At 42.2% G+C, this 23,618-nt stretch carries 22 protein-coding genes and 1 pseudogene; 18 read left to right on the top strand and 5 right to left on the bottom strand.

Annotation, left to right across the window (positions count from 1 at the left end; translation table 11 throughout):
* Positions 1-225 precede the first annotated feature (225 nt).
* The 7 genes from KSZ58_RS00105 (at position 226) to KSZ58_RS00135 (ending at position 6,058) form a co-directional block, all read left to right on the top strand.
* A complete protein-coding gene (locus tag KSZ58_RS00105; RefSeq protein ID WP_008818150.1) occupies positions 226-708 on the top strand; it encodes a PTS sugar transporter subunit IIB in 483 nt (160 codons plus the stop codon).
* 15 nt (positions 709-723) lie between these two features.
* Positions 724-1,470: a PTS sugar transporter subunit IIC gene (locus KSZ58_RS00110; RefSeq protein WP_002606849.1), complete on the top strand. Its 747-nt coding sequence runs from the start codon at positions 724-726 to the stop codon at positions 1,468-1,470.
* Positions 1,467-2,318, top strand: coding sequence for a PTS system mannose/fructose/sorbose family transporter subunit IID (locus KSZ58_RS00115; protein ID WP_002606850.1), 852 nt, complete (start codon positions 1,467-1,469; stop codon positions 2,316-2,318). Before KSZ58_RS00110 ends, KSZ58_RS00115 begins: the two co-directional genes overlap by 4 nt.
* 79 nt (positions 2,319-2,397) lie before the next feature.
* Positions 2,398-3,330, top strand: a complete 933-nt coding sequence (locus KSZ58_RS00120) for a phosphoglycerate dehydrogenase (protein ID WP_065530388.1) — start codon at positions 2,398-2,400, stop codon at positions 3,328-3,330.
* Positions 3,331-3,338: 8 nt separating this feature from the next.
* On the top strand, positions 3,339-3,959 hold the full coding sequence (locus tag KSZ58_RS00125; RefSeq protein WP_175627727.1) for an SIS domain-containing protein: 621 nt from the start codon (positions 3,339-3,341) through the stop codon (positions 3,957-3,959).
* Positions 3,952-4,839 (top strand): 4-hydroxy-tetrahydrodipicolinate synthase, encoded by an 888-nt coding sequence (gene dapA / locus KSZ58_RS00130; protein ID WP_217752574.1) that lies wholly within the window; start codon positions 3,952-3,954, stop codon positions 4,837-4,839. The genes KSZ58_RS00125 and dapA overlap by 8 nt, the downstream gene beginning before the upstream one ends.
* 436 nt (positions 4,840-5,275) lie before the next feature.
* A complete protein-coding gene (locus KSZ58_RS00135; protein ID WP_065532404.1) occupies positions 5,276-6,058 on the top strand; it encodes an HAD-IIB family hydrolase in 783 nt (260 codons plus the stop codon).
* A gap of 102 nt (positions 6,059-6,160) precedes the next feature.
* Here the strand turns inward: KSZ58_RS00135 and KSZ58_RS00140 are convergent, their stop codons facing one another.
* On the bottom strand, positions 6,161-7,627 hold the full coding sequence (locus KSZ58_RS00140) for a sodium-dependent transporter (protein WP_002606858.1): 1,467 nt from the start codon (positions 7,625-7,627) through the stop codon (positions 6,161-6,163).
* A gap of 517 nt (positions 7,628-8,144) precedes the next feature.
* Here KSZ58_RS00140 and KSZ58_RS00145 point away from each other — a divergent pair.
* Positions 8,145-8,306, top strand: coding sequence for a hypothetical protein (locus KSZ58_RS00145; RefSeq protein WP_009588313.1), 162 nt, complete (start codon positions 8,145-8,147; stop codon positions 8,304-8,306).
* A 243-nt stretch (positions 8,307-8,549) separates the two neighbouring features.
* Complete coding sequence (metK, locus tag KSZ58_RS00150) at positions 8,550-9,647, top strand: methionine adenosyltransferase (protein WP_009270162.1); 1,098 nt, start codon at positions 8,550-8,552, stop codon at positions 9,645-9,647.
* 447 nt (positions 9,648-10,094) lie between these two features.
* On the opposite strand, the gene iadA is transcribed toward metK, so the two are convergent.
* Positions 10,095-11,222: a beta-aspartyl-peptidase gene (gene iadA, locus KSZ58_RS00155; protein WP_009270163.1), complete on the bottom strand. Its 1,128-nt coding sequence runs from the start codon at positions 11,220-11,222 to the stop codon at positions 10,095-10,097.
* A gap of 11 nt (positions 11,223-11,233) precedes the next feature.
* Positions 11,234-12,178 (bottom strand): AEC family transporter, encoded by a 945-nt coding sequence (locus KSZ58_RS00160; RefSeq protein WP_009270164.1) that lies wholly within the window; start codon positions 12,176-12,178, stop codon positions 11,234-11,236.
* A 138-nt stretch (positions 12,179-12,316) separates the two neighbouring features.
* Between KSZ58_RS00160 and KSZ58_RS00165 the strand changes: the two genes are divergently transcribed.
* Both KSZ58_RS00165 and KSZ58_RS00170 read left to right on the top strand, forming a co-directional pair.
* Entirely contained in the window at positions 12,317-12,781 is a 465-nt protein-coding gene (locus KSZ58_RS00165) for a hypothetical protein (RefSeq protein ID WP_002606863.1), read from the top strand.
* Positions 12,768-13,757 carry a D-2-hydroxyacid dehydrogenase gene (locus KSZ58_RS00170; protein WP_009270165.1) on the top strand — a complete coding sequence of 330 codons (990 nt, stop codon included), beginning with the start codon at positions 12,768-12,770 and terminating at the stop codon, positions 13,755-13,757. Before KSZ58_RS00165 ends, KSZ58_RS00170 begins: the two co-directional genes overlap by 14 nt.
* Positions 13,758-13,908: 151 nt before the next feature.
* On the opposite strand, the gene KSZ58_RS00175 is transcribed toward KSZ58_RS00170, so the two are convergent.
* Both KSZ58_RS00175 and KSZ58_RS00180 read right to left on the bottom strand, forming a co-directional pair.
* The gene (locus KSZ58_RS00175; RefSeq protein ID WP_009270166.1) at positions 13,909-14,676 is read right to left on the bottom strand and encodes a sulfite exporter TauE/SafE family protein; all 768 of its coding nucleotides are present in this window, start codon (positions 14,674-14,676) and stop codon (positions 13,909-13,911) included.
* Positions 14,677-14,864: 188 nt separating this feature from the next.
* A pseudogene (locus KSZ58_RS00180) lies at positions 14,865-15,634 on the bottom strand (PD-(D/E)XK nuclease family transposase).
* A gap of 384 nt (positions 15,635-16,018) precedes the next feature.
* Here KSZ58_RS00180 and KSZ58_RS00185 point away from each other — a divergent pair.
* The 7 genes from KSZ58_RS00185 (at position 16,019) to KSZ58_RS00215 (ending at position 23,607) form a co-directional block, all read left to right on the top strand.
* Entirely contained in the window at positions 16,019-16,615 is a 597-nt protein-coding gene (locus KSZ58_RS00185; protein ID WP_009270169.1) for an RDD family protein, read from the top strand.
* Positions 16,616-17,191: 576 nt separating this feature from the next.
* On the top strand, positions 17,192-19,882 hold the full coding sequence (locus KSZ58_RS00190; RefSeq protein WP_008818167.1) for a PRD domain-containing protein: 2,691 nt from the start codon (positions 17,192-17,194) through the stop codon (positions 19,880-19,882).
* Between the two features lie 16 nt (positions 19,883-19,898).
* The gene (locus KSZ58_RS00195; protein WP_009270170.1) at positions 19,899-20,372 is read left to right on the top strand and encodes a PTS sugar transporter subunit IIB; all 474 of its coding nucleotides are present in this window, start codon (positions 19,899-19,901) and stop codon (positions 20,370-20,372) included.
* 37 nt (positions 20,373-20,409) lie between these two features.
* On the top strand, positions 20,410-21,183 hold the full coding sequence (locus KSZ58_RS00200) for a PTS sugar transporter subunit IIC (RefSeq protein ID WP_002606871.1): 774 nt from the start codon (positions 20,410-20,412) through the stop codon (positions 21,181-21,183).
* On the top strand, positions 21,170-21,976 hold the full coding sequence (locus KSZ58_RS00205) for a PTS system mannose/fructose/sorbose family transporter subunit IID (protein ID WP_002606872.1): 807 nt from the start codon (positions 21,170-21,172) through the stop codon (positions 21,974-21,976). The genes KSZ58_RS00200 and KSZ58_RS00205 overlap by 14 nt, the downstream gene beginning before the upstream one ends.
* Before the next feature lie 3 nt (positions 21,977-21,979).
* Positions 21,980-23,209, top strand: coding sequence for a neutral/alkaline non-lysosomal ceramidase N-terminal domain-containing protein (locus tag KSZ58_RS00210; RefSeq protein WP_009270171.1), 1,230 nt, complete (start codon positions 21,980-21,982; stop codon positions 23,207-23,209).
* Complete coding sequence (locus KSZ58_RS00215) at positions 23,206-23,607, top strand: PTS sugar transporter subunit IIA (protein ID WP_008818169.1); 402 nt, start codon at positions 23,206-23,208, stop codon at positions 23,605-23,607. Before KSZ58_RS00210 ends, KSZ58_RS00215 begins: the two co-directional genes overlap by 4 nt.
* The last annotated feature ends 11 nt before the right edge of the window (positions 23,608-23,618 follow it).

Consider the following 23,618-nt stretch of genomic DNA (forward strand, 5'->3'; position numbering starts at 1 on the left):
ATTGTACATCCGGTTGGCTTATGCTTAAAAAGCCTATGAATAAAGGACTTTTTGAAGGTCAGCTAACGCACATATAATATATAGAAAACATGTATGCTCCGGCTTTCGGATGCTTTTTTTCAACTTTGTGCGTTTGACCAAAAACGGCACAGGCTTTTTAGTTTGTTTGAACATAGCGGCTTGAAAGCGATTTCAATATAATGTAGGTGTAAGGAGGAATTCAAGATGAGTATTGAATTGACTAGAGTAGATTTCAGACTGATTCACGGTCAGGTTATTACCAGATGGCTGACACAGTGCCAGATCAATGAAATCGTAACAATCGACACTGCCCTGAGCAAGGATGCTTTCATGCAGGAAGTATTCAAAATGGCAGCTCCAAAGGGTGTAAAAATCACAATTGTAAATGTAGAGGATGCGGTAAAGCGCCAGCAGGAGGGTGCCTTCGATAAGAACCGCGTTATGGTTCTGTTCAAGGGTGTGGCAGAACTGAATGCCGCAGTACAGGCAGGCTTGAAGCTGGAAAAGGTACAGATCGGCGGTCTTGGCGGAGGGCCGGGTCGTAAGGCTGTCAACAACGCAATTACACTGGACAGAGCAGATGCGGATACTCTGCTTGAACTGGAAAAGATGGGGATCGAAATTTATTTCCAGACAACTCCGGATTATCCTTCAGAAACACTTCAAAAAGCTGTCGCTAAATTATAACAGGAGGACATGTATATGGTAATTCAAGCAATCTTAGTCGGTATACTGTACTGGCTATCCATGGGACGCGCGAGCTATTTTATCTCGTTTGCATTCCGTAAGCCGGTCGTACTTGGCGTATTTATCGGTCTTGTATATGGGGATGTACAGACCGGTCTGCTGTATGGTGCAACCATTCAGCTGATGTATATGGGAGGTATCGAAGCCGGCGGAAATATACCAAGTGATCAGGGACTGGCAACATGTATCGCAATCCCTGCCGCTATCGCAAATAATCTGGATCCGGCTGCTGCCGTGGCTCTGGCTGTTCCATTCGGGGTACTTGGCGTTTTAATCAATAATGTGCGTCGTACCATCAACTCTTTCTATAACACGAAGGCTGATAAATTCGTAGAGGACAAGCAGTATGACAAGCTGTCCATCTTCTCCTTTGTACTTCCATGGCTTACCAATGGTGTGCTATATTTCACACCGGTATTCATTGCGACATTATTCGGCTCCAGCGTTGTACAGGCATTCATCAATGTAATTCCGGAATGGGCGATGAACGGACTCACCAACGCAGGCAATATGCTTCCGGGGTTAGGTTTCGCACTGACACTGGTTGTTATGGGAAAAAAGAAATATCTGCCATTCTTCGTACTGGGATTCTTCCTGTATTCTGTCATGGGCTTCTCCATGCTGACAGGAGCAGTCATTGCATTATGTCTTGCACTGATCGTATCCCTATTCAAACAGAACGATGAGGAGGAAGTTGCATGAGTGAAGCAGTAAACAGTGTAGCCGCTGAAGAAAAGAAAACAATCGTAACAAAAAAAGACCTGTTAAAGGCATGGTGGAAATGGACACTTGCAGTCGAGGTTCCGGTAAGCTTTGACCGTATGCAGGCACTTGCCTTCGGATATTCCATGAACAAGGTATTGCGTAAGCTGTACAAGGATGACCCGGAAGAGCTGCAGGCAGCAATGCGTCGTCATACATCCATGTTCAATACAAACTGTGACTGGGGAAGTATCATTCACGGTATTACGATTTCACTGGAGGAACAGCGTGCGCTTGGCCATGATGATATTTCTCCGGAGGTTATTCAATCCTTAAAGCTTGGTCTGATGGGACCACTTGCCGGTATCGGTGACAGTGTGGATCAGGGGATTGTTGCGACAATTCCATTGGCAATCTTTGTTCCGATGGCACTGGAGGGCTCTGTAATCGCCGCCTTTATTCCTGGCTTAATCTATATCGCATGGAGCTTTGGCTGGTCCTGGTTCCTATTCAACAAGGGATATTCTCTGGGTAAAAATTCCGTATTGGAAATCCTGCACTCCGGAGCAATCAAAAAGGTTATTGACATCGCAAGCATCGTTGGTCTGTTCATGATCGGATGTCTGTCAGCCTCTTATATAAAGGTGCAGACCATTGTGGAATTCGCCAGTGATACATCAACGGTGAAGCTGCAGGAAATCATTGACGGAATCCTGCCGAATATGCTGCCGTTCATCGTTGTTATGGGAATGTATCTGTATATCACGAAACGCGGACCGAAGTATATCCGTCTGATGATTTATACAATGATTATTGCAATCGTATTGACCTTCTTCCATATTATATAAGATGTGAACAAATCCATGGAAGAACATGGATTTGTTTTCTTTACAGGCATATGGAGGATAAGAAAAGGAAGGAGCTTATATGAAGGTACTGATAACCCCGAGAGGGTTTGCGAATTACGGTCTGGATCAGGTGGAGCGAATGAAGTCCAAGGGTCTGGAGGTACATTACAATGCCACGGGTAAGGCATATACACATGAGGAGTTTAAAGCACTGTCGAAGGATGCCGATGCCATTATCGTCGGTGTGGATAAAATGGACAGAGAAATGATGGAGGGCTGTCCGAATCTGAAGGCGGTCTGCAAGTTCGGTGTCGGAACGGATAATATCGATCTGGATTATGCAAAAGAGCGTAATATCCATGTCGGACGCTGTGTGGGAAGCAATTCCCGCTCTGTTGCCGAGCATGTACTGTCCATGATGTTTATGGAAGCAAAGAATCTGTATACGAGTGTAAGGGATGTGAAGCAGCATGGCTGGAATAAACCGACAGGCAGAGAGATCTATGGAAAGAAGCTGGGAATCATCGGCTTTGGAATGATCGGCAAGTATCTTGCCGAGTATGCTTACGGCTGTGGCATGGAGGTATATGCCTATGATGCCTTTGCAATCGCAGAGGAAACCGCAAGGCAGTACCATGCACAGATTTCCACACTGGAGGATATCCTTACAGACTGTGATTATATCTCTTTACACGTACCGCTTCTGGAGTCCACACGGAATATGATTTCCACAGAGGAATTCAAAAAAATGAAGAAGGATGCCTGCCTGCTGAATGCAGCACGCGGCGGTATCGTGAATGAGGAAGCCTTATATGAAGCATTGAAGAAGAAAGAGATACGAAGTGCATGCTTTGATGTGTACAGCAGCGAACCTCCAAGGGAAGATGATAAGCTGCTTACACTGGATAATTTCCTGTTAACGCCGCACACAGCCGCAAGAAGCATGGAAAGTGAACAGCGAACCTGTGCAATGTCTACGGACATCATACTGGAACAGCTGATAGGGAACTAGGTGAATATATGATAGAATGTGTAAAAGAATATCTGAGCAATATTGCATCGGAACTAGGGAAAAATATAGAAGATATGGATATGGAAAGCATTGAACGAGCAGCCCATATCATAATGGAAAGTGAAAAGCAGGGAGGACGGATCCATGTCACGGGAATCGGAAAGCCGGGGCATGTGGCAGGCTATATCGCATCCCTGCTGTCTTCCACAGGAACGAGTACCTATGAGCTGCATGGAACAGAGGCCGTTCACGGATCCAGCGGTCAGGTGAAAAAAGGAGATGTGGTGATTGCCATATCCAACAGCGGAGAAACGATGGAGCTGGAGGCAACCGTACAGACACTTAAAGCAAACGGAGCACACATCATCAGCTGTACGGGAAATCCGCAATCGACGCTGGCAAAGCAGTCGGAGGTATGTCTGGTAGCGCATGTAGATGAAGAAGGGGATGCGCTGAACAAGCCGCCGCGTGCCTCCATCCTGTCGGAGATCCTCATCCTGCAATGTCTGAGCGTAGTCTTGCAGGAAGCAAAGAAGCTGGATTTAACCCAGTATGTGAAATGGCATCCGGGCGGAAGTCTTGGTAAGAGTATATTATGCAGGAATGAGAAGGAGAGTAGTCATGTTTGACGGAATTATAACACCAATCGTAACCCCATTTCATCGTGATGAGGAACAGAGTATCAACTATGAAGCGACAAAGCAGCTGATCGATCATTTGATCGCAAAGGGCGTTAAGGGAATCTTCATCCTTGGAAGCAATGGAGAGTTTCATGTGATCGATGAAGCGGAAAAAATAGAATTTGCCGAAAAGGTGATCGGGATGGTTGACCACCGTGTGCCGGTCTATGTAGGGACAGGGGCATGCAGCACAAAGGAAACCATCCGTCTGTCAAAGAAGATGGAGGAGCTGGGTGCGGATGCACTGAGTGTCATCACACCGTATTTTCTGACACCGACAGAGGAAGAGCTGGTACAGCATTTCACAGCGGTTGCGGAAAGTGTAAGTATTCCCATCATTCTCTACAACATCCCAAAGGCAACAGGCTGTAACTTAAGCGCAGAGGTTGTGGGATGTCTGGCAGAGGTAGAAAACATTCGAGGTATCAAAGACAGCAGTGGTAAGGAAGAAAATCTGAAGGCATACGCAGAGCTTGCGAAGCGGGATGATTTTGATCTGCTGATCGGTTCGGATTCCAAAATCAGCTATGGCTATGCTTTGGGGGCAAGCGGTGCCGTGGCAGGAACCTCCAATGTGATAACGGAGGTGCTGGTGGAGCTGGACAGGGCACTGCGTAAGGGAGAAACAGAAAAAGCAGAGGCGCTGCAGAAGGACATTGATGTACTGCGCGGCGTATTGAAGCTGGGAACGGTACCGGTTGTCATGAAGCGTGCGGCAGAGCTGGCGGGAATCGCAGAAATCGGACCGGCAAGAAAGCCGGTACTGGAATGCAGTGCACAGGATGATGAGAAAATCAAAGAGATGCTGCAGCATTATCATTTATTATAAAAAAGACCTGTATCCTTTTGGGATATGCTTAAATAAGGTTTAAGAAAAGAGGAATTCAAACTATTGGTGTTCATCCATAGATATTGAATTCCTTTTGCTGTAGGCATATGAAATACAGAAGGAATGCTGATATTCATCATTTTTTTGTAAAGAAAGGGAGCTTTGTTTACTATCGCAGCTATGCATACACGATTTCAGCTATGATATTTAAAACAGCTTCTTTCATTCTTTAGGTTGTTTGCAAAAGGGAGACTTCAGCTTCTATTGATAAATACAATAGTGTTGAAGTCTCTCTGTTTTATATTTACTCACAATCGAGAAAGAACCTTAAGATATAGCAGCTTTCTTCTTTTTATAAGACCCCTGTTTATCTTCTATCAGTATGAGCGAAGAGTAACCTATTTCTTTGTTGACAGTTAAACACTTTCCTCTTACAATGAAGCAGATGAAGGGTTGTGAGATTATGAAGGCATTGGCGAGTGATTTTGATGGAACGCTGTATCTGCATGATGCAGCAGAAAGCTATCGTGAAGGGGATATAGCAGGAATCGGGCAGCTGCAGAAGCAGGGCTGTCTGTTCGGTCTTTGTACCGGGCGTCCTTTATGGGGTATTACAGCATTTCTTTCTAAGCGACTGCATCCTGATTTTTATATCGTAAGCAGCGGAGCAATGATACTGGACAGAAATCAAAGGATATTGTTTGAAAGCTGTCTTTTACCTGAAACTGCAAAGCGGCTCAGTATGCTTACGAAAGATGTGGAAAGCACCGCTATTCAGGCTGGCGGGAACATCTATGCATATAAGAAAGCAAGAGCATTTACAGATATTCCAGTCATTCACGATATAGAAGAAATAAAGGGGCAGCAAATACACGGATTATCCTTTCGCATGATAGACGAGGCAGCCGCAGAACAGTTATGCAGTTCTCTTGAAAAGCAATTTCCGGACACCTGTGCCGCATTCCAGAATCAGAATTTCGTTGATGTGGTACCTTACGGCTGTTCCAAGGGAAAGGCGCTCTTGAAGCTGAAAAAGCTTATGAATCTGGACAGCTGCTATGGCATTGGAGATTCCTACAATGATATCCCCATGCTGCAGGATGCAGATGTATCCTTTACCTTTCATGCTTCTCCTAAGAAGGTAAAAGAAGCAGCCGATCACCTGGTGGATTCTGTAGGTGAAGCGATTCAATCCTATATGCTAAGGAAGGAAAATTAAATCCGTTCCTGGTGGTAATCGTTTAATAACCGTAAAAAAGGTTCCTTTAAATTTTAAGGAACCCCCTTTCATATCTTACTCACGTTGCTTCTGTGAGCAGGCTTATGTATTCTTATTATTAGCTCTTTTCTTTCTCCATGCCTGCAAAGGAACATAGATCATCAGAAGAAGCAGTACCGATGGAATCAATATATTCCACGGCTTTGCGAATTTCTCAATATAGCCCTGAAAGAAAATATAGATCACAACAACAGGCAGTATGTAGGAAACATAAAATCTTGCCCACATAGGGAATTGAAAGCCTACACCGCTGTTTGCCTCATCCGTGAAGTTTTTCCAACCCCAACCATAGCGGAAGGTACAAAACAGCAGATACATGAGGGATCCAAGCGGCAGCATATTATTGGATACAATGAAATCCTCCAGATCCTGTATGGTACTTCCATCCCCAAGCGGCTCTATAAAGGAAAGAAGATTGAAGCCGAATGCACAGGGAAGTGATAAAAGCAGAATCAGGATAAAGTTTACACGAACAGCTTTTTTCCTGGACCAGCCGCTGTCCATTGCGAAGGCAACAATATTTTCAAATACCGCAATAATGGTCGTGACAGCTGCAAAAGACATGAACAGGAAGAACAGAAAGCCCCATAACCTTCCACCAGACATGGCATTAAATACATTCGGCAGTGTAACAAACACCAGACCGGGACCGCTGTCTGCTGCAACGTTGAAGGAGAAGCAGGAAGGAAATATAATCAGACCTGCTATAAAGGCCACACAGGTATCCAGAATGCAGACATTAAGACTCTCACCCAGCAAAGAGCGGTCTTTTCCGATATAGCTTCCAAAGATTGCCAGAGCACCGATTCCAAGACTCAGAGTGAAAAACGCCTGTCCCATGGCTGCGAATATGGCGTCCCATAAGCCGTTTGCCATCATTTTCTGAAAATCCGGAATCAGATAGAATTTTAAGCCTTCTACAGCGTTTGGCAGGGTAACTGCCCGAATCACAAGAACGAGCATGACGATAAACAGACAGGACATCATATATTTGGACATCTTTTCCACACCGTTTTGAAGACCTCTGCTGCAAATAAAGAAGCCGATAACCGTAATTGCAATCATCCAGAACAGATTTTGTCCCGGACTGGCAAGCATATTGGAGAAAGTTTCACCCACCTGCTCTGTTCGCAGACCCTCAAAGGTACCACTTGCCATTTTCAAACAGTAATTGATCATCCATCCCCCAACTGTGGTATAAAACATCATCAGCAGATAGTTGCCTCCCATACAGACATACTTTATAAGATGCCACTTGGTTCCTTCCGGCTCCAGCAAATCGAAGGACTTCGCTGCGGAGCGCTGGGAGGCACGTCCCACGGAGAATTCCATCACCATAATCGGTAATCCCAGCAGTATCAGGAAAACCAGATAGAGCAGTACAAAGGCTGCTCCTCCATATTGGCCTGTAATATATGGAAACCGCCATACATTGCCAAGACCGACTGCACATCCAGCGGATATCAGAATAAATCCCAGTCTGGATGATAGCTTTTCTCTTGATTTCATATACTTTCTACACACCTTTCCTGTACATTTTATAAGCTGAGATTGGGAAAGTCAATGTAAAAATGAAAGGATTTTCATATACTTACACAAATCCATACATGAGAATTTCTGTTTTCATACTAGCCGCAGGGGCCTCAGCTTAAAGCTTTACACACCCTTCATGACAGCTTCACGAGGTATTCACATAAAAGGTGTAAGATACAGGTACAGACAAAGATATGTCTGTTTGCTTAAACGGCGACAGTTTTGTTTCCTCATCCTGATAAATAGCTTTTTCATAATAGCTGTTGCCCTTTCTCTTTCACGAAGATCTCTGCCTTTCCCACAGAGGTCTTTCCTTTTTATATAAGTAATTATCATTTTTTTAATATATTGCTTCGGTTTTTTAGCTATCTTGTTGGTAAGGTAACAATTTTTCATATCAAATTAACGAAAAATTGGTGTAATTATCAATTTTGTGTTATGATATAGGAGAGCTATCATGGGGAGTTGCTCAATATTCAATGGGAGGGTGGGCATGACTGTAACAGATAACGAAATTTATCGTATAATTGTTGATATCATGGATATACAGAATGAACCTGAGAATATATTTGAACTGGATAACTGGATCCGGCAAATTGGTCTTCAGGAAGTATATAAAAAAATCATACAGATTTATTCCATCAATCTTATGTAGAGATTTCCAATGCGGAATCTCTTTTTACTATTGCAATGCGTTTTATATTATGGTTTAATATAGATGCCTTTTTATCAAGAGTTGGGGTAGAGAGTTAGCTCGCTTGATCCCACGCCAACCTGTATGACGCATCATATAAGGTGGTACTGCTAACAGCGATAAGAGAAACAATCACATAACGATTTGCCTTCTCTCACGCTAGGGAAGGCATTTTTCTAATAAGAAGCAAAGGAGATTTGAGAAATGAAAAATTACATTTTTACATCAGAAAGTATTACTGAGGGACATCCGGATAAAATCTGTGACCGCATTGCGGACAGTATTCTGGATGAGGCTCTGCGTCAGGACCCTGCCAGCAAAATGGCTGTGGAGGCAACGATTAAGGATGATTTCGTACTTATTTACGGTGAGGCTAATACCAAGGCAAAGCTGGAGTATGAGGAAATCGCAAAAGAGGTTATTCGGGAAATCGGGTATACGGAGGAGTATGAGGTGCTTGTGAAGGTACGCGAGCAGTCTTCGGAAATCAACCACGCAGTTGTACAGGATGATGGCGAGATCGGTGCGGGAGATCAGGGAATTATGTTCGGATATGCATGCGATGATACAGACAATTACATGCCTGCCGCTATTGAATATGCACATAAGCTGGCAAAACGTCTGAGCGATGTCCGCCGTGGAAATGCATTGCTGCTGCCGGACGGCAAGACACAGGTAAGTGTTGAATATGAAAATGATAAAATCAAGAGAATTGATACGATTGTCGTTTCCACACAGCATGTGGCAGAGGCATCACAGCAGCAGATTGCCGATATCGTTATGAAGGATGTCATAACGCCTGTCATTCCGGATGAGCTGCTGGATGAGGATACCATTTATCTGATCAACCCAAGCGGAAGCTTTGTCATGGGCGGTTCCTTTGGTGACAGCGGTACAACAGGAAGGAAAATCGTTGTGGACAGCTATGGCGGTATGGGAAGAATCGGCGGTGGCTGCTTCTCCAGTAAAGATCCATCCAAGGTTGACCGCAGTGCAGCATATTACTGCCGTTATGTCGCAAAGAATATTGTGGCACATCAGCTGGCAAGTAAATGTGAGGTACAGGTTGCATATGCTATCGGTAAGGTGAAGCCGGTATCCATTATGGTAGATACCTTTGGAACAGGAAACAAAAGTGATGAGGAGATTCTTGATATCATACGCAGCAATTTCAGCTTTGAGGTAAAGGATATCATTGAGGAACTCAAGCTTTGCCGTCCGATTTACAAGGCAACATCCTGCTATGGACATTTCGGCAGAGAAGAATTCAGCTGGGAGAAGATAAAGGATTTGAAGTATTAAAAGCTGACAGTTTCCTTAGAAGAGCTTCAAAGGAATAATTGTATATAAAAAAGGTATCGTAAGACATACGGTGGGTAGCATACCGTTTTGTCCTTGCGGATACCTTTTCTTAGTATATAGAACTTGCCACAACGCTTTTTGTATGTTGTCGGCGTTTTCCATAAGAAACACCTGAATGCTAAGCAAGCCATATGCTGGGTATACAAAGGGATGGGGATTGTATGAAGATGCTATTCTAATGGGCTGTTATTAGGTATATATTTCTAATTTTGTTATATTCAGTTTCATAAAAAGCTTGTAAGATGATGTTTAAAAAGCTATAGGAATACATATTGATTTCTTCTTATCTTTATCTGTTTAATCCTGGCAAGTGAGCAGTGATAGGAACGTAGGATCGTGACCTGTTAGGATATCTCAGTTTGTTTTCTAACAGTAATAACAGCCTGTTTACTCAAAGGTTCCTTTCTTCAAAAGCTTTTGATTTTTCATGAACCAGCGTCCGTTTGCCATTACATCATGAAGCTGCCAGTCATCATCAAACAACAAGAGATCAGCATTACTTCCGACAGAGATGCAGCCCTTTGCAGGATATAGTCCCAATACACGGGCCGGATTCGCTGTTGAGAAGGATATGCACTCGGTAATTGAAAAATCCTGATTCCGCAGCATTTCCTGTACATTTTGCAGGAGGACAGAAACATTGGAGACACCGATTGCGGTAAGGTTTCCGTATTCATCATAGTCTGACCAGCTCCCCTGTCCGTCAGAGCTTAAGGTGATTCTTCCATAATCCTTTGGGTTCGCCTGCTTGATCCAGGAAGCACATCCCTCATGCTCCTCACAGGTTATATCTATGGTACCACCCATATATAAAAGCTGCAGGGCTTTTTGAAACAGCTGTTCATTTCTTGTGACATGGGTCGGGTGAAACATGGTGCAGGTAAGTCCTGTGTTTTTCACGGCTTTCATGACATAGGCAAGGTCGTCAGCTTCATCACCCATATGCAGTGTCATACAACCCGGCTTTCCTGAGAGCATACCGGCTGTCCTGACTTCACTGGCCAGTCTGAGAAATTCCTCAAATGATATATGTGAGCTTCTATGATCACTTAATGCAAGCTTGACACCAAGGATTTCGTCTATAAACAGGATATCTTTTTTTACTGAGCCTGTAATTGTCGTACTCGGATAAGCATAGGAGCCTGTCATGGCGTAGGCGGAGATACCTTCACTTTTAAGAGCCTTGACCTTGGCAATCAAATCCTCAACACTGCGCGTCACACCGTCAGTCCCAAGTAAACCAACCACCGTGGTGATACCTGCCTGTATGAGAGCGGATAACTGGATTTCCGGCGTCCTTGTCGCAAAGCCGCCTTCTCCCCCTCCTCCGCTTACATGAACATGACGGTCAATCAGTCCCGGTGTCAGTTGTTTTCCACTGCCGTCAGTGATTTCCATATAGGGAGCCGTTTCTATGTGAGGTGCTATATGGGCAATGTGTCCTTCTGAAATGAGAATATCCTGTATCCCCAGATCCTGTGGCGCAAATATATGTACATGTTTAATCAGTTGCATATCGTTTCCTCCTATAGGGTTCCCAGGCTTTTTAATATATACAGCCACATCGTCAATGTAAATGCACTTCCAAGCGTCGTCATCATGACAACACTGCTGGACAGCGTTCCCTCATGACCCATATTTCGCGCCATGATATAACAGCTTACCGTCGTGGCAGAGCCAAGCATGACAAGAATTGCCACCAGCTTATCATTTACAAAACCTAAAGAAACTGCAATCGGTAGAAAAATCGCAACAAATAGAATCAGCTTCATGAAGCTACAGATCAGGGCAGGCTTTCGTTTGGCATAGAGATCGTGAAATTCAAAGGAACCTCCCATCGCCATCAGCCCGAGCGGTGTCGCAAGGGCTCCCAGATTATGCAGTGACTTCTGCAGTATGACAGGCTGCGGGATTCGGAGCAGGGACCATAGCATTCCGGCACCAATTCCCAGAATAATCGGATTGCAAAGTATATCTCTACCTGTTTGTAAAATAAGCTCTTTTCGCAATACGCCACGCTTTGGCTTCATGAGCGACAGCACAATTACAGCGATAATATTATATAAAGGAACAGTCGCAACTATCATAAGCGGAGCCATTCCTGAATTTCCATAAATATTTTGAATAAAGGCGATGCCCAGTATTGCGGCACTGCTGCGATAGCTTGCCTGTACAAATTCTCCCTGAATACTTCGATCCTTTAATCGATAGGATACAGCAATCGAAAAGAGTATGGACAGCAGTGTTGCCAGAAAGCAGAAGATGATAAAGGATGTATCCCACGCTGTTCTAAGGTCTGTGGTGCTGATATCCTCAAACAGCAGGACTGGCAATGCTGCAACAAATACAAATTTATTCATTTTTGAAAGGAAGGCTGCATCAAACAGGTGTATTCTTTTAAAGAAGTAACCAAAAATCATTGTTATGAATACCGGAATCGTGGCATTCAGACAAAATATTAAATTTTCCATTATATATCCCTCAGCTTTCTATTATACATCGAAATTTAAAAAAAGGAACGCAAGATTTTATAAGGAGAAGCATTTGGTTTGTGATATACTGAAGGTAAGGATCATGATAAAGTGAACAAATGGAAATGAGGGCTGATTATGTATATGAATGAAGAGCTGATTCAGGAAAAGCTGGAGGAAATGAATGCAACAAAGATTCAGAAGCTGGACTCACAGATGTATCTGGTTAATTTTGATTTGAAGGAGGATATGCGGATATCCTATGTCTTCAATATTACACGGGAAGGGAAGTATTTTCTGCAGAGGATGCGCCCGTATTCCATGGTACATGGCAAGTTCTCCAATGAATATGAGGTGCTGTCCTTCATCAAGCATGATGTTGAGAAGTTCCAAAATGCAGCAAACAGTACCAATTTCATAAAGTTTCTGGAAATTTCCAACAAGGGACTGCAGCTGACGGAGGAAATCGAAAATGCCTTTTTAAATTATAATGTAGACGGAGAAATTCTGGATGAGCTGAATGAAAAAATGGAAGAGGTTTTTGACCAGATTTATCTGCTTTCCGATATTTCAAGAAGAGTGCTGCTGCATGAAGATGAGTAGGGATAAGCTGCATCTGCTGGAGCTATCCGGCTTTGAAAGAGAACAGCTCGCTCGCATACCGGACAGCTATATTGTCACATGTGCTGATAGAACGAGCGTGAGTGCTGCTATGGTAAAAGAAGCAGATGTCATTATTGGCAGAGTGCCGGTCGAGCTTTTAGGCTATGCACGGAAACTGCGGTTGCTGCAGCTGGATTGTGCTGGCAGTGAGCAGTATACAGCAGATGGTTTGCTTGCGAAGGATTGTCAGCTGTGCAATGCCTCCGGTAGCTTTGGACTGGCGATCAGTGAATATCTGATTTGTACAATTTTAATGCTGATGCGGAATATGAATCTGTATATACGCAATCAGGAGCAGGCGTACTGGCATATGGAAGGACCTGTACAGTCGATTTACGGATCTACGGTTTTGATAGCAGGAACCGGTGATCTGGGACAGGAATTTGCGAAAAGAGTGAAAGCAATGGGGGCACATACCATAGGAATTCGCCGGCGGATACAGGAGAGTGTTCCTTATTTTGATGAACTGCATACTATGGAAGAAATGTGCAATCTGCTTCCGCATGCTGATGTGGTGGTACTGGCACTTCCGAGTACAGAAAGGACTCGCGGATGCTTTGGCAGTAAGCAGCTTGCCTGTATGAAAAAAACTGCGATTCTTGCCAATGTAGGAAGAGGGGATGCTATGAATACAAATGAATTCCTGCAGGCTATACAGCGTAAACAGCTATCTGGTGCTGTTCTTGATGTATGTGACTGCGAGCCTCTTGCAAAGGAGCATCCGCTCTGGAAGCAGCCGAATGTCATCATCACACCTCATATTTCCGGCACCTTCCAGCTGAAGGAATCCTTTTATCGCTTTACAGAAATTGCACTTTATAACCTGCAGGCATTATTGGAAAACAAGGCACTGAAGAATGTCGTTGACCGAAAGCAGGGATACCGTGTGCATACTGTCGATTATAAGGAAAAATAATTCAGCGCTTAAGTTTCGAAGAAGCATTTCTATATTTCGATACACTTGCTGCATGTAAAAAGGGAGAAACAGGTCTATATAAGTTTAGACACAGTTTCATCCCTTTTAGTCGTTAAGAAATGCGTGAGATACGGCTGATCTGTAGGCCTGGCTACAGATAATTAACTGCCAGAATAGCGATACCGAGCACTGTAAGCACAACTCCGGTAGCCCGATTCAGTGTTTTGGCGCTGGCCTTATTGGCAAATCTAGCTGCAATTCTTGCCCAAAGCAGGGTAGAGGCGATGCAGAGAATCAGAGCTGTCATATCCGGCATACCTCCAATGGTAAAGTGACTGACAGCACCGGTAAATGCGGTGAAGGTCATGATAAATACGCTGGTACCAACCGCTGTTTTCAATTCATAGCCAAGTACGCTGGTCAGGATCAGCAGCATCATCATACCGCCGCCTGCTCCGATGAATCCGCAGATAAAGCCGACCATCGCTCCGGACAGCATGGATTGCATAAGTCTTTTTTTCGGATCGGTATGCTTCATACTGCTTTTTGTTGTCATCACCGGACGTACGATGAATTTAATTCCAAGCAGCAGTGTCATAAAGGTGGAGAATCCGCCCATTGCTGTTCCCGGAACCAGACTCGATACATAGCTGCCAACAAGTGTGAAGATAAGTACGAATATCATCATAACAAGACCGTTGCGGATATCCAGATTTCCGTGTCTGCCATATGTATAAGCGGAAACAGCGCTGGCCAGCACATCACTTGCCAGGGCAATTCCCACAGCCATATAGGGTTCCATATGCAGGAACGTAATTAGCATCGGGGATATGACAGCTGCGGCACTCATCCCTGCAAAGCCTGTGCCAAGCCCTGCGCCAATGCCGGCAATGAAGCAGATTACAAAGGTATATAGCATAAACATAACTCCTTTTTTGTTCACAATGTATGAATATCATTATACTCCTGCAAATAAGGGGATGCAAATAATTTTACATCAATTCAAATCTATATGCTTCCTTATGATTCGTGCGACTTTTTTGAAAAAGATAAAACCACCCTTTTTATCAAAGGATGGTTTTATCGTGCTTTTGTAAACAGTTTCCTTTATTTTGATGTATTATTTAGTATTGCTTTTATACGATTCTTTAATTCCTCTAAGGTATCACATTCCAAAAGCAGATTGGATACGATATGCAGTTGATCCTCTGTTAATGACTGTAGCCATGCCGTACAGTCTTCCTGATATTTGGCTACCATGAGCCTATGTAAGAGTTGTCTCTCCCCTTCAAGCTTACCTTCTGCTTTCCCTTTTATGATACCTTCCTTCATTCCCTCCTCAAAGCTGTCCTCCAAGCCGTAGCGATAACGTGCCTCTCCCATCTGAATCGCCATTGCGGTTGACCACAGCTCATCATCCTTCTGCATTTCCTCGTACTTGTCCATGAATACCTTCACCAGCCTTTCCTTTGATTCCAGTATATCATTTTTCGCATTGTTTTCAAACAGGAATGATATACCGGCTTTAAATCCTTGTACTTTTCACTGCTATCCAGCTGGTTGTTCAATGCTCTGGCCCCATAAAATTCAAAGCGCATCATTTCCGCTACTCCTGCATAGGTGGTCTGCATTTCCAGATTAAAAAAACGACCTTTCTCATCCTTCACATGAACATCCAGAATAATGCGTTTCTTTCCGATTGTTCCGGGATCCAGATTCGGATTGAGGACGGTGCTTTCCTTTACCTTGATTCCGGTAACACGTTCAATAATGGTGTTGCGGGCGTACACAGAGCCTTCATCCTCACGTGACAGTGTGTACTTGAAGAATACATCATTGCAGTAATTCAATACAGTATTTGCTTTCGTATTTTCCATGACGAAAACCTCCTTCTGTAAGCTCATCATGACTTACATACTTCTATACGTTAAGAACGTATGGAATTCCTAAAAAATCCACATATTCTTGATTTTTTTTAATATATTCTCATAATAAGGGTTTTTTCATAGATACCAGGAGAGTTTGTTGTATCTCCGTTACAGCAGAGCCCTGTATACCGCCTGTATCGTTATGTGATGTAAGATTTCATAATCCGCACTTAATTCACTCAGAACTTCCAACAGTAAATTTTGCTGTTGCATCAATGAAGGAATGATATTTATATAGAAAAATACTTGGAATGCGCTTTCATGTGTGTTATACTATGGTTGTCGAGTGGTATAGACCACTGGAAAACGTGATGTTTAAAGGAGATAGGGCATATGGAAGATACAGTAAAGCTGAAATGGTATTTTCGACTGTTTTCAAAACTAGATAATGAAGCATGTAATGTGGACATGACAAATCGTGCAGTAGCATGGGGGATTGACTGGATAGCAGGCTCACTGATTACTGCATTTCCTACTGTCATATTATATATGGCTTTAACTAAAACACAGGAGGTCAACCAAAATCTGCTTGCATTTGATCAGCCTTATGGCTGGGTGGCAGGTATACTCAGCCTGCTGTTCTGCATCGCATATTATGTGATTTATCCTTATCGTCATAACGGTCAGACATGTGGAAAGAAATTCATGGACATGAAAATCGTTAAGCGGGATGGAAGTGATATTGATTTGAAATCATTATGTAAACGGCAAATTTTAGGTTGTATAATTCTGGAAGGCTGTCTGATTCCCGGGGGCAGCTACGTTTGTCAGCTGTTATCATTGGCAGCGGGATATGATCTGACGCTGGTTCTTGGTGTAGCAAGTGGTGTCATCTGCTTGTTGTCTATCTATATCGCAATGAAAAAGAAATCCAGAAGAATGATTCATGACTACCTGGCAGATACAAAGGTAGTCGCGATTGAGAAATAATGAAAGTTATTTATAAGCAGACTTCCATGAGGTCTGTTTTTTTATTTGTCAAGGCAAGGAATAAATTCATATATGAAGCATCTTTGGCAAAGCGTATGAAGTTCATGGTGAAGTTATTTAAATAACAACGAAATTTGACCAGCTAGCCAGTATGAATGAAGAGATATAAAAAGCTGCATAATCCGTATAATATGCCGGCATTCCGGATTCTTTTAAAAAGAGAGATTAAGTTACCATACTGTTCCCGGAATTATGCACTTACTATATTAAAAGTGTAAATTGACACGCTAAGGTTAACTGGCTCCCATGAAAAATATGGAAGAAGCGATGCATGGCTATCATCAGCTTTCTTTGATATACTTTGTGCATGAGAGAATTGTATTTTCTGAGAAGTGTAGAGCTGTCATAGATTGGAATAGTGTTTAAAATCGGGCAAGAAGTGTGTAAAACATTATGTATTTGAATAATTCTAATTTCTGTATGGCAATTCTTTTGGAAATTTAATTTTTTTAGCATCTCAGAGAATAAAATAAAGGTGCATAAGACCTAGGACCTTATGAGGAGGAAACACAGTATATGTATAGTGGAACAAAGAAATTAATTCTGGACTATCTGATGGATGAAACTGCATATCTAAAAAGAAAAAACAGGCATCATTATTCTTCCGCATATATTGCAGATAAGTTCGTGATCAGCCGGAGTCTGTCGAGTCATTACTTAAACGATTTGTACAAAGAAGGGGAATTGATTAAGGTAAATGAAAGACCGGTACTGTATTTGCATAAGGATATATTACGTAGCCGCATTCGCGGAAAATCACTGCGAAGTGAATATGATACCGTTGAAGATCTGGAAGAGCTGCTGCATATGGGTGTTTCAAAATTTACAAATGTGATAGGGAGTGATTACAGCTTAAGAAGTAGTATCGAAAATATTAAAAAGGCACTGCACTATCCACCACACGGACTTCCAATTGTACTTTGCGGAAAGCCGGGTTCTGGAAAACGGTTTCTGAGCAGACAGATATATGCATACTGTCAGGCAGAACAGCTGATCAGTGAAAATGCAGAATATACCTACATATCCTGTGATACCATCGAGGAGCCTGAGCTCTTTACATTGCTGTTTGGAAAGAATGATGAAAAGAGCAATGAAACAGGGATATTAAAGAATTCGAAGTATGAGTATATTGTATTTAACAGCTTTCGAAATGCAGGAAAAAACATTCAGAATGCACTGGCAGACTATATAGATGAGGGTGCGGCACTGAATGAGCCGAAGGCAAAGCTGATCTTTCTTTGTAATCAGCAGCTTGAAATGACGTTTACACCGCAGTTGCTGGGACGCCTTTTGACGATTGTAACGATACCATCACTGAAAGAGCGGACAATCTATGAAAAGGAATCACTGATTCTGCATTTCATACGGGAAGAATCAAAGAAGGTTCAAAAGGGCTTGAAGGTTACAGATTACTTCATGGAGCTGATGATTGCACAGGATTTTGAAGACAGCATAGAACAACTGCAAAGTGCGATTGTGCGATCCTTCTTCCATGCTTATGAGAAAAAGGAAGAGCATATCTGTCTGGATGTATCCTGTATTCCAAGTGAATTGAAATACAGGGTGAGCGTTTATGATAAGGAGCATGCCTATCTTCTGGAGGAATATCAGCTGATATACCATGGAATCACAAAGGAGCTGTTTTATGATATCCTGCGGTATGCCGAGGAATATTATTATGATACGGCATCAAAATCCGGGAAGAGGCTGTATGCGGCGGTCGAAAAGTTTAATGATCATATTATTTTCCGCCTGCCAAAGTTCCAGAAGAGCTTGGAGCAGTATAAAGCAATCATCCAAAGTGTCACCGATATCTGTCACTCACGCTCAAATATTTCCTTCAGCAACAATATGCAGAATCTGATGGTATTTTCTTTATATTGCCAGTCGATTGAATATCAGATATTCTATGAATTTATGGAGCGGTATGAGGAAAGAATCAAAACACTGCTCACAATGCTGTATGATGTTGAATCAAAGGAATATCAGGTTTACAGCGAAGTGGAATTTTTGCTGCATAAGACATTTTCCATAGAAACCAATGCCTTCCTGAAGCTGCTTATGATTCTGAATTTAAAGTACGATCAAACAGCATTTGACAATGATTATGCAGTAGGCTTAATCATCTGTCATGGTTATTCAACTGCTTCCAGTATTGCGAATGCCGCAAATGCATTGCTGGCAGAGCAGGTCTATGTGGCATTTGATATGCCTCTGGATGTACAGGTGGATGAAATCGTAAAGAAAATTGATACCTATTTGAATGAAAAACAGTTTTTGGATAATGCGTTGATTCTGGTGGATATGGGATCTCTGGAGCTGATAGGCAATAAAATCAGAAATCGTTATGATATCAATATCGGTATCATAAACAATACGACGACCTCTATGGCTCTGCATATCGGATATGGTATCCTTCAGAAAAGAAATATTCAGGAAATCCTGCAGGAAGCTAGTAAACAAACGGTTTGTACGTATAACTTTATTCAAAAAAAGGCGAAGAAAAAAGCAATTATCTTTACAAGCGAAAGCGGAATGTCTACTGCTGAGAAGATAAAAGCTCTGTTCCAGGACAGTATTCCCAAAACGATACCGATCCAGCTGATATCATATGATTATTATCAGATTCTGAATGAACAGACGCAGGAGGAAATAACGGGCTCCTATGATGTTCTGTTTGTCGCAGGAACAATGGATCCAAAGCTTGCGGGATCTGATTTCATCGATTTGGGAGATATTATCAATCTGCGTGCAATACGCCGTATCAATGATATATTCAGAAATTATATGGGAGATGATGAAATACAGCAGTTTAACGATGATCTACTAAAGAATTTTTCATTGATCAATGTCATTGAATCTTTAACCATTCTAAATCCAAGGGCCTTGCTGGATATCGTTGAAAAATCAATACATCTGCTTGAGCGTGAGCAGTCTTCGAAAATCGATCCGAAAATTCTGATAGGTCTGTACGTGCATATCTGCTGCTTTGTAGAGCGCATGGTAAAACGCATACCGGTGAAAACGTATCCCGATTTGCAGAAATTCGAGGTTGAACAAAAGGATTTCATACATCATATGAGAATAGCATTTCAGGAGCTTTCACAGCATTATGGAATAGAGATTCCCTGCAGTGAGATAGCATATATCTATGATTATATGCACATTCTGAATGGAAATGATAAAGAGGTTTATAGTGATGAATAGGAAAGGAGAATGAAATATGGCAATCGTTTTAACAAGAATCGATAATCGCCTACTGCATGGTGTGGTAGCGACGCAATGGGCACCGTCAACCGGCTGTACCCGCTTAATGGTCATTGACAATGAAGTGGCAGATGATCCGCAGAAAAAGGAAACCATGAAATTCGGGCGGCCCAGTGGCGTAAATTTGTCCATTATCAATGAGGAGACAGCTCTTACAAATTTTAAAAACCATAAATATGACACACAGAAGGTGTTTATTGTGACGAAGCATCCGGACATTCTGTTGAAAATCGCAGCTGTTGAGCCGTTGAAAAAAGTTAATATCGGGGGGACTGTGAGAATTGAAAACGGTTTTGAGCTGTCAAACCGTGCGATGGCAGATGAAAAGGATATCATCGCATATAAGGAATTGACGAAACTAGGCGCAAAAGTCGAGATACAGTATGTGCCGAGTGATAAGGCGACACCGTTTGAAGCTATTGTTAAATAGGAAAGGAGATTGATCTAGTCCTAGATCAAATATACATATGAATGCTATACAAATAATTTTAATTACATTGCTGGCCGCTTTGAAAAAGGTTGACCAGAAGGGGCCGCAGATTTTTATTTACAACACTGTATTCTGGGGGTTTTTAGCCGGTGCTATTATGGGGGATATCATGACAGGGATGGCAATTGGTGCCACCTTTCAGCTGATGTCGCTGGGAGTTGCGGCAATCGGTGGAACATCAGTTCCGGATTATCAGATTGGAGCCATCATTTCTATTGCGATAGCAGTCAGTACCGGACAGGGAATTGAGGCAGGAATCGCAGTTGGTCTTCCTGTAGCTATGCTTGCTGTACAGTTGGATGTACTTGGGAATATCGCACATGGTATCTTCGTGCGCAAGGCTCAGACATATGCGACGGAAAGGAAATGGAATTCCTTCAATATGATGTATATTATCTGTATCATCATAACCGCATTAACGACTGGATTACCTACCTTTCTTGCTGTAGCATTTGGTGATGTGCTTGTCACCACGATTATAGATGCCATGCCGGTCTGGTTCACCTCCGGTTTATCACTTGCCGGTAAAATATTACCGGTTGTAGGATTTGCTGTTTTGCTGAAATATATGCCAGTTAAACAGAATATCGAATATCTGCTGATTGGGTTTGTATTTGCGGCATATTTAAATGTTCCTGTTTTGGGAGTGGCAATTGTTGGAGCTGCATTAGGTTTCAAGCTGTATAAGGATCAGAATCGATCTTTGGAAATGGCGGTATCTGCAGGAGGTGAACAGTATGATGACGAATAATGAAAAGAAAGCGATTTTATCAAACAAGGATTTAAATCAGGTAGGAATAAGATGGTTCATGTCCATTGAAACTTTCAATTACGAAACCCAGCTTGCCGGTTCCTATGCTTTTGCTGTAATGCCAGCACTTCGTAAAATTTATAAGGATGATAGCGAATTGACGGAAGCGATGGATAACCATTTTAAATATTTCAATTGTATGCCTTGGCTGACAAATTTGATTCTGGGGGCTACTCTAGCATTAGAGGATAATCAGGGTATACAGGCTAAGGATGCTGTTCAGGACCTTAAGGTATCTTTGATGGGACCGCTTTCCGGTATTGGTGACAGTATCTTCTTTATTCTGATACCAACAATTTTGGGTTCGATTACAGCATATATGGCACAGGATGGAAATCCTTTGGGCATGATTGTATGGTGTATATATGGTATCGTAATCGGTTTTATCAGGATTAAGTCTGTATCCTGGGGATATAAGGGCGGACTAAAGCTTGTGAATGAGCTTGGCAAAAAGTTGTCTGTTTTTACGAATTCAATATCAGCAATGGGATTAACTGTTGTCGGTGCTTTAATACCATCCCTTGTGAAAGTGACAACACCTCTTGTATTTAAAATGGGCGAGGTAACACAAGAGGTTCAAACAATTCTGGACACCATTATGCCTGCGATGATACCTGCAATATTCACATTCATCTCCTATAAGCTGTTGGGAAGAAATGTAAAAATATCATGGCTTATCCTGATTATCATCGTATTTTCCTGGATTTGTGCAGCTTTTGGAATTCTGGCTTGATTTATGCTTGTATCAACCACTGCAATTGATATAACACCGCATTGTCCCGTAAAGCTGTGCGGTTATATCAATGACATAAGACTTGCCCAGAGAACACAGACCGCTCATGCTCCAATTTATGCAATAGCACTGCGTCTTGTCCTTGAAAACAGTCAGCTACTGATTTTGACAATGGATATCCTTAGTATTATGAAAAACAGAGCTGAGCAAATAAAGGATAGTATAACACAGGCATATTCCATAAAAAAAGAAGAAATATTCATCCATGCAATTCATACACATGCCGGACCAAGTGGATTCAGTGCAGATGCTATGGGGAAAGAATATGAGGATAATGTTACATATAGAGAGGATGTGATATCCAGAATATGTACAGGATTGAAACCTGTTTTTGCAAAAGCTGAAGAAGCTCGTGCATTTATGGGGAAAACAGAAATTCATGGCTTTTATGATAATCGAAATGACAGGAACAGATATTATGATGCAGATGCATACAGGCTTCAGTTTCGAAGCGATGATCAGCTGATTGCTGAGCTTGTGAATATTAATGTTCATTCTACTGTACTTGGTCCTACTAATATGGAGATATCCTATGATCTTATCGGTACGATACGTGAGGAATTGCATAAAAGAGAGAATATATATCCTTTACTCTGTATCGGTACCTCGGCAGATATCAGCAATCGCCATTACCGCGAGGGTGATGATTTTAAAGAGCTTAATCGTACTGCGAAAGGAATCACCAATCAATTGCTGGAAATACAAAATTTTACTGAGATTGATATGCACACACTTAAGCTGGATACCTTTTCCTATACCGTTTCCTACGACAATACTTTGCTGTTTTCCGGTTATCAGAAGGAACTGGAAGAAATACAAAAAAATCTGGAGGCGGAAACGGATAAAACAAAAAGAAAGCTGCTTCTTTCATCCAAAGACAAATTCGAAAGCAAGCTGCTTATTCATAAGGTACATAAGGAACTGAAGCTGTCACTGTTGCGCTTTCCAGAACTCTTGTTGGTAACCTTTCCGGGAGAACTAACATCCGTGTTTGGTAAATATATAAAAGAACAAGCAAAAACTCCCTTTACCTGTATAATGACCTGTACCAATGATCATCATGGTTATTTTATTGAGCAGGATCAATATGGAAGGTGTTATGAAGCAACTGCTACTTTAATTCCAAAGGGAGAGACAGAAAAAATGATAAAAAAACTGGGGGAACTATTATGAGACGACTTGTTATCGCATCACATGAACGTATGGCGGAAGGTGTAAAAAATACACTGGATTTCATAACAAATAGCAGTTTCTCCGTATATGCTGTAAATGCATATACTACACAGATACCGTTGGAGAACCAGCTACAATCTGTTTTTGAAGAATTTGAAACAGAGGATGAAATTGTAATTCTCACAGATATGTTAACCGGGAGTGTAAATCAGGCATGTATTCCCTATCGTAATGATCATGTATTCCTTATAACAGGTTTCAACATACCGGCAGCTCTTGAAATACTATTGTATCCGCAGGATAAAAAACTGAGTGAGAAAGAGCTCCGGCGTATTGTGGAAACAGCAAGAGCACAGCTGCAGTTGGTTGTGAGTACAGAGGAACTGGAAGACGAATAAACATGGAGCTT

This window comes from Erysipelatoclostridium sp. DFI.2.3 (genome assembly GCF_019132535.1).
GTDB lineage: Bacteria > Bacillota_I > Bacilli_A > Erysipelotrichales > Erysipelotrichaceae > Clostridium_AQ > Clostridium_AQ innocuum.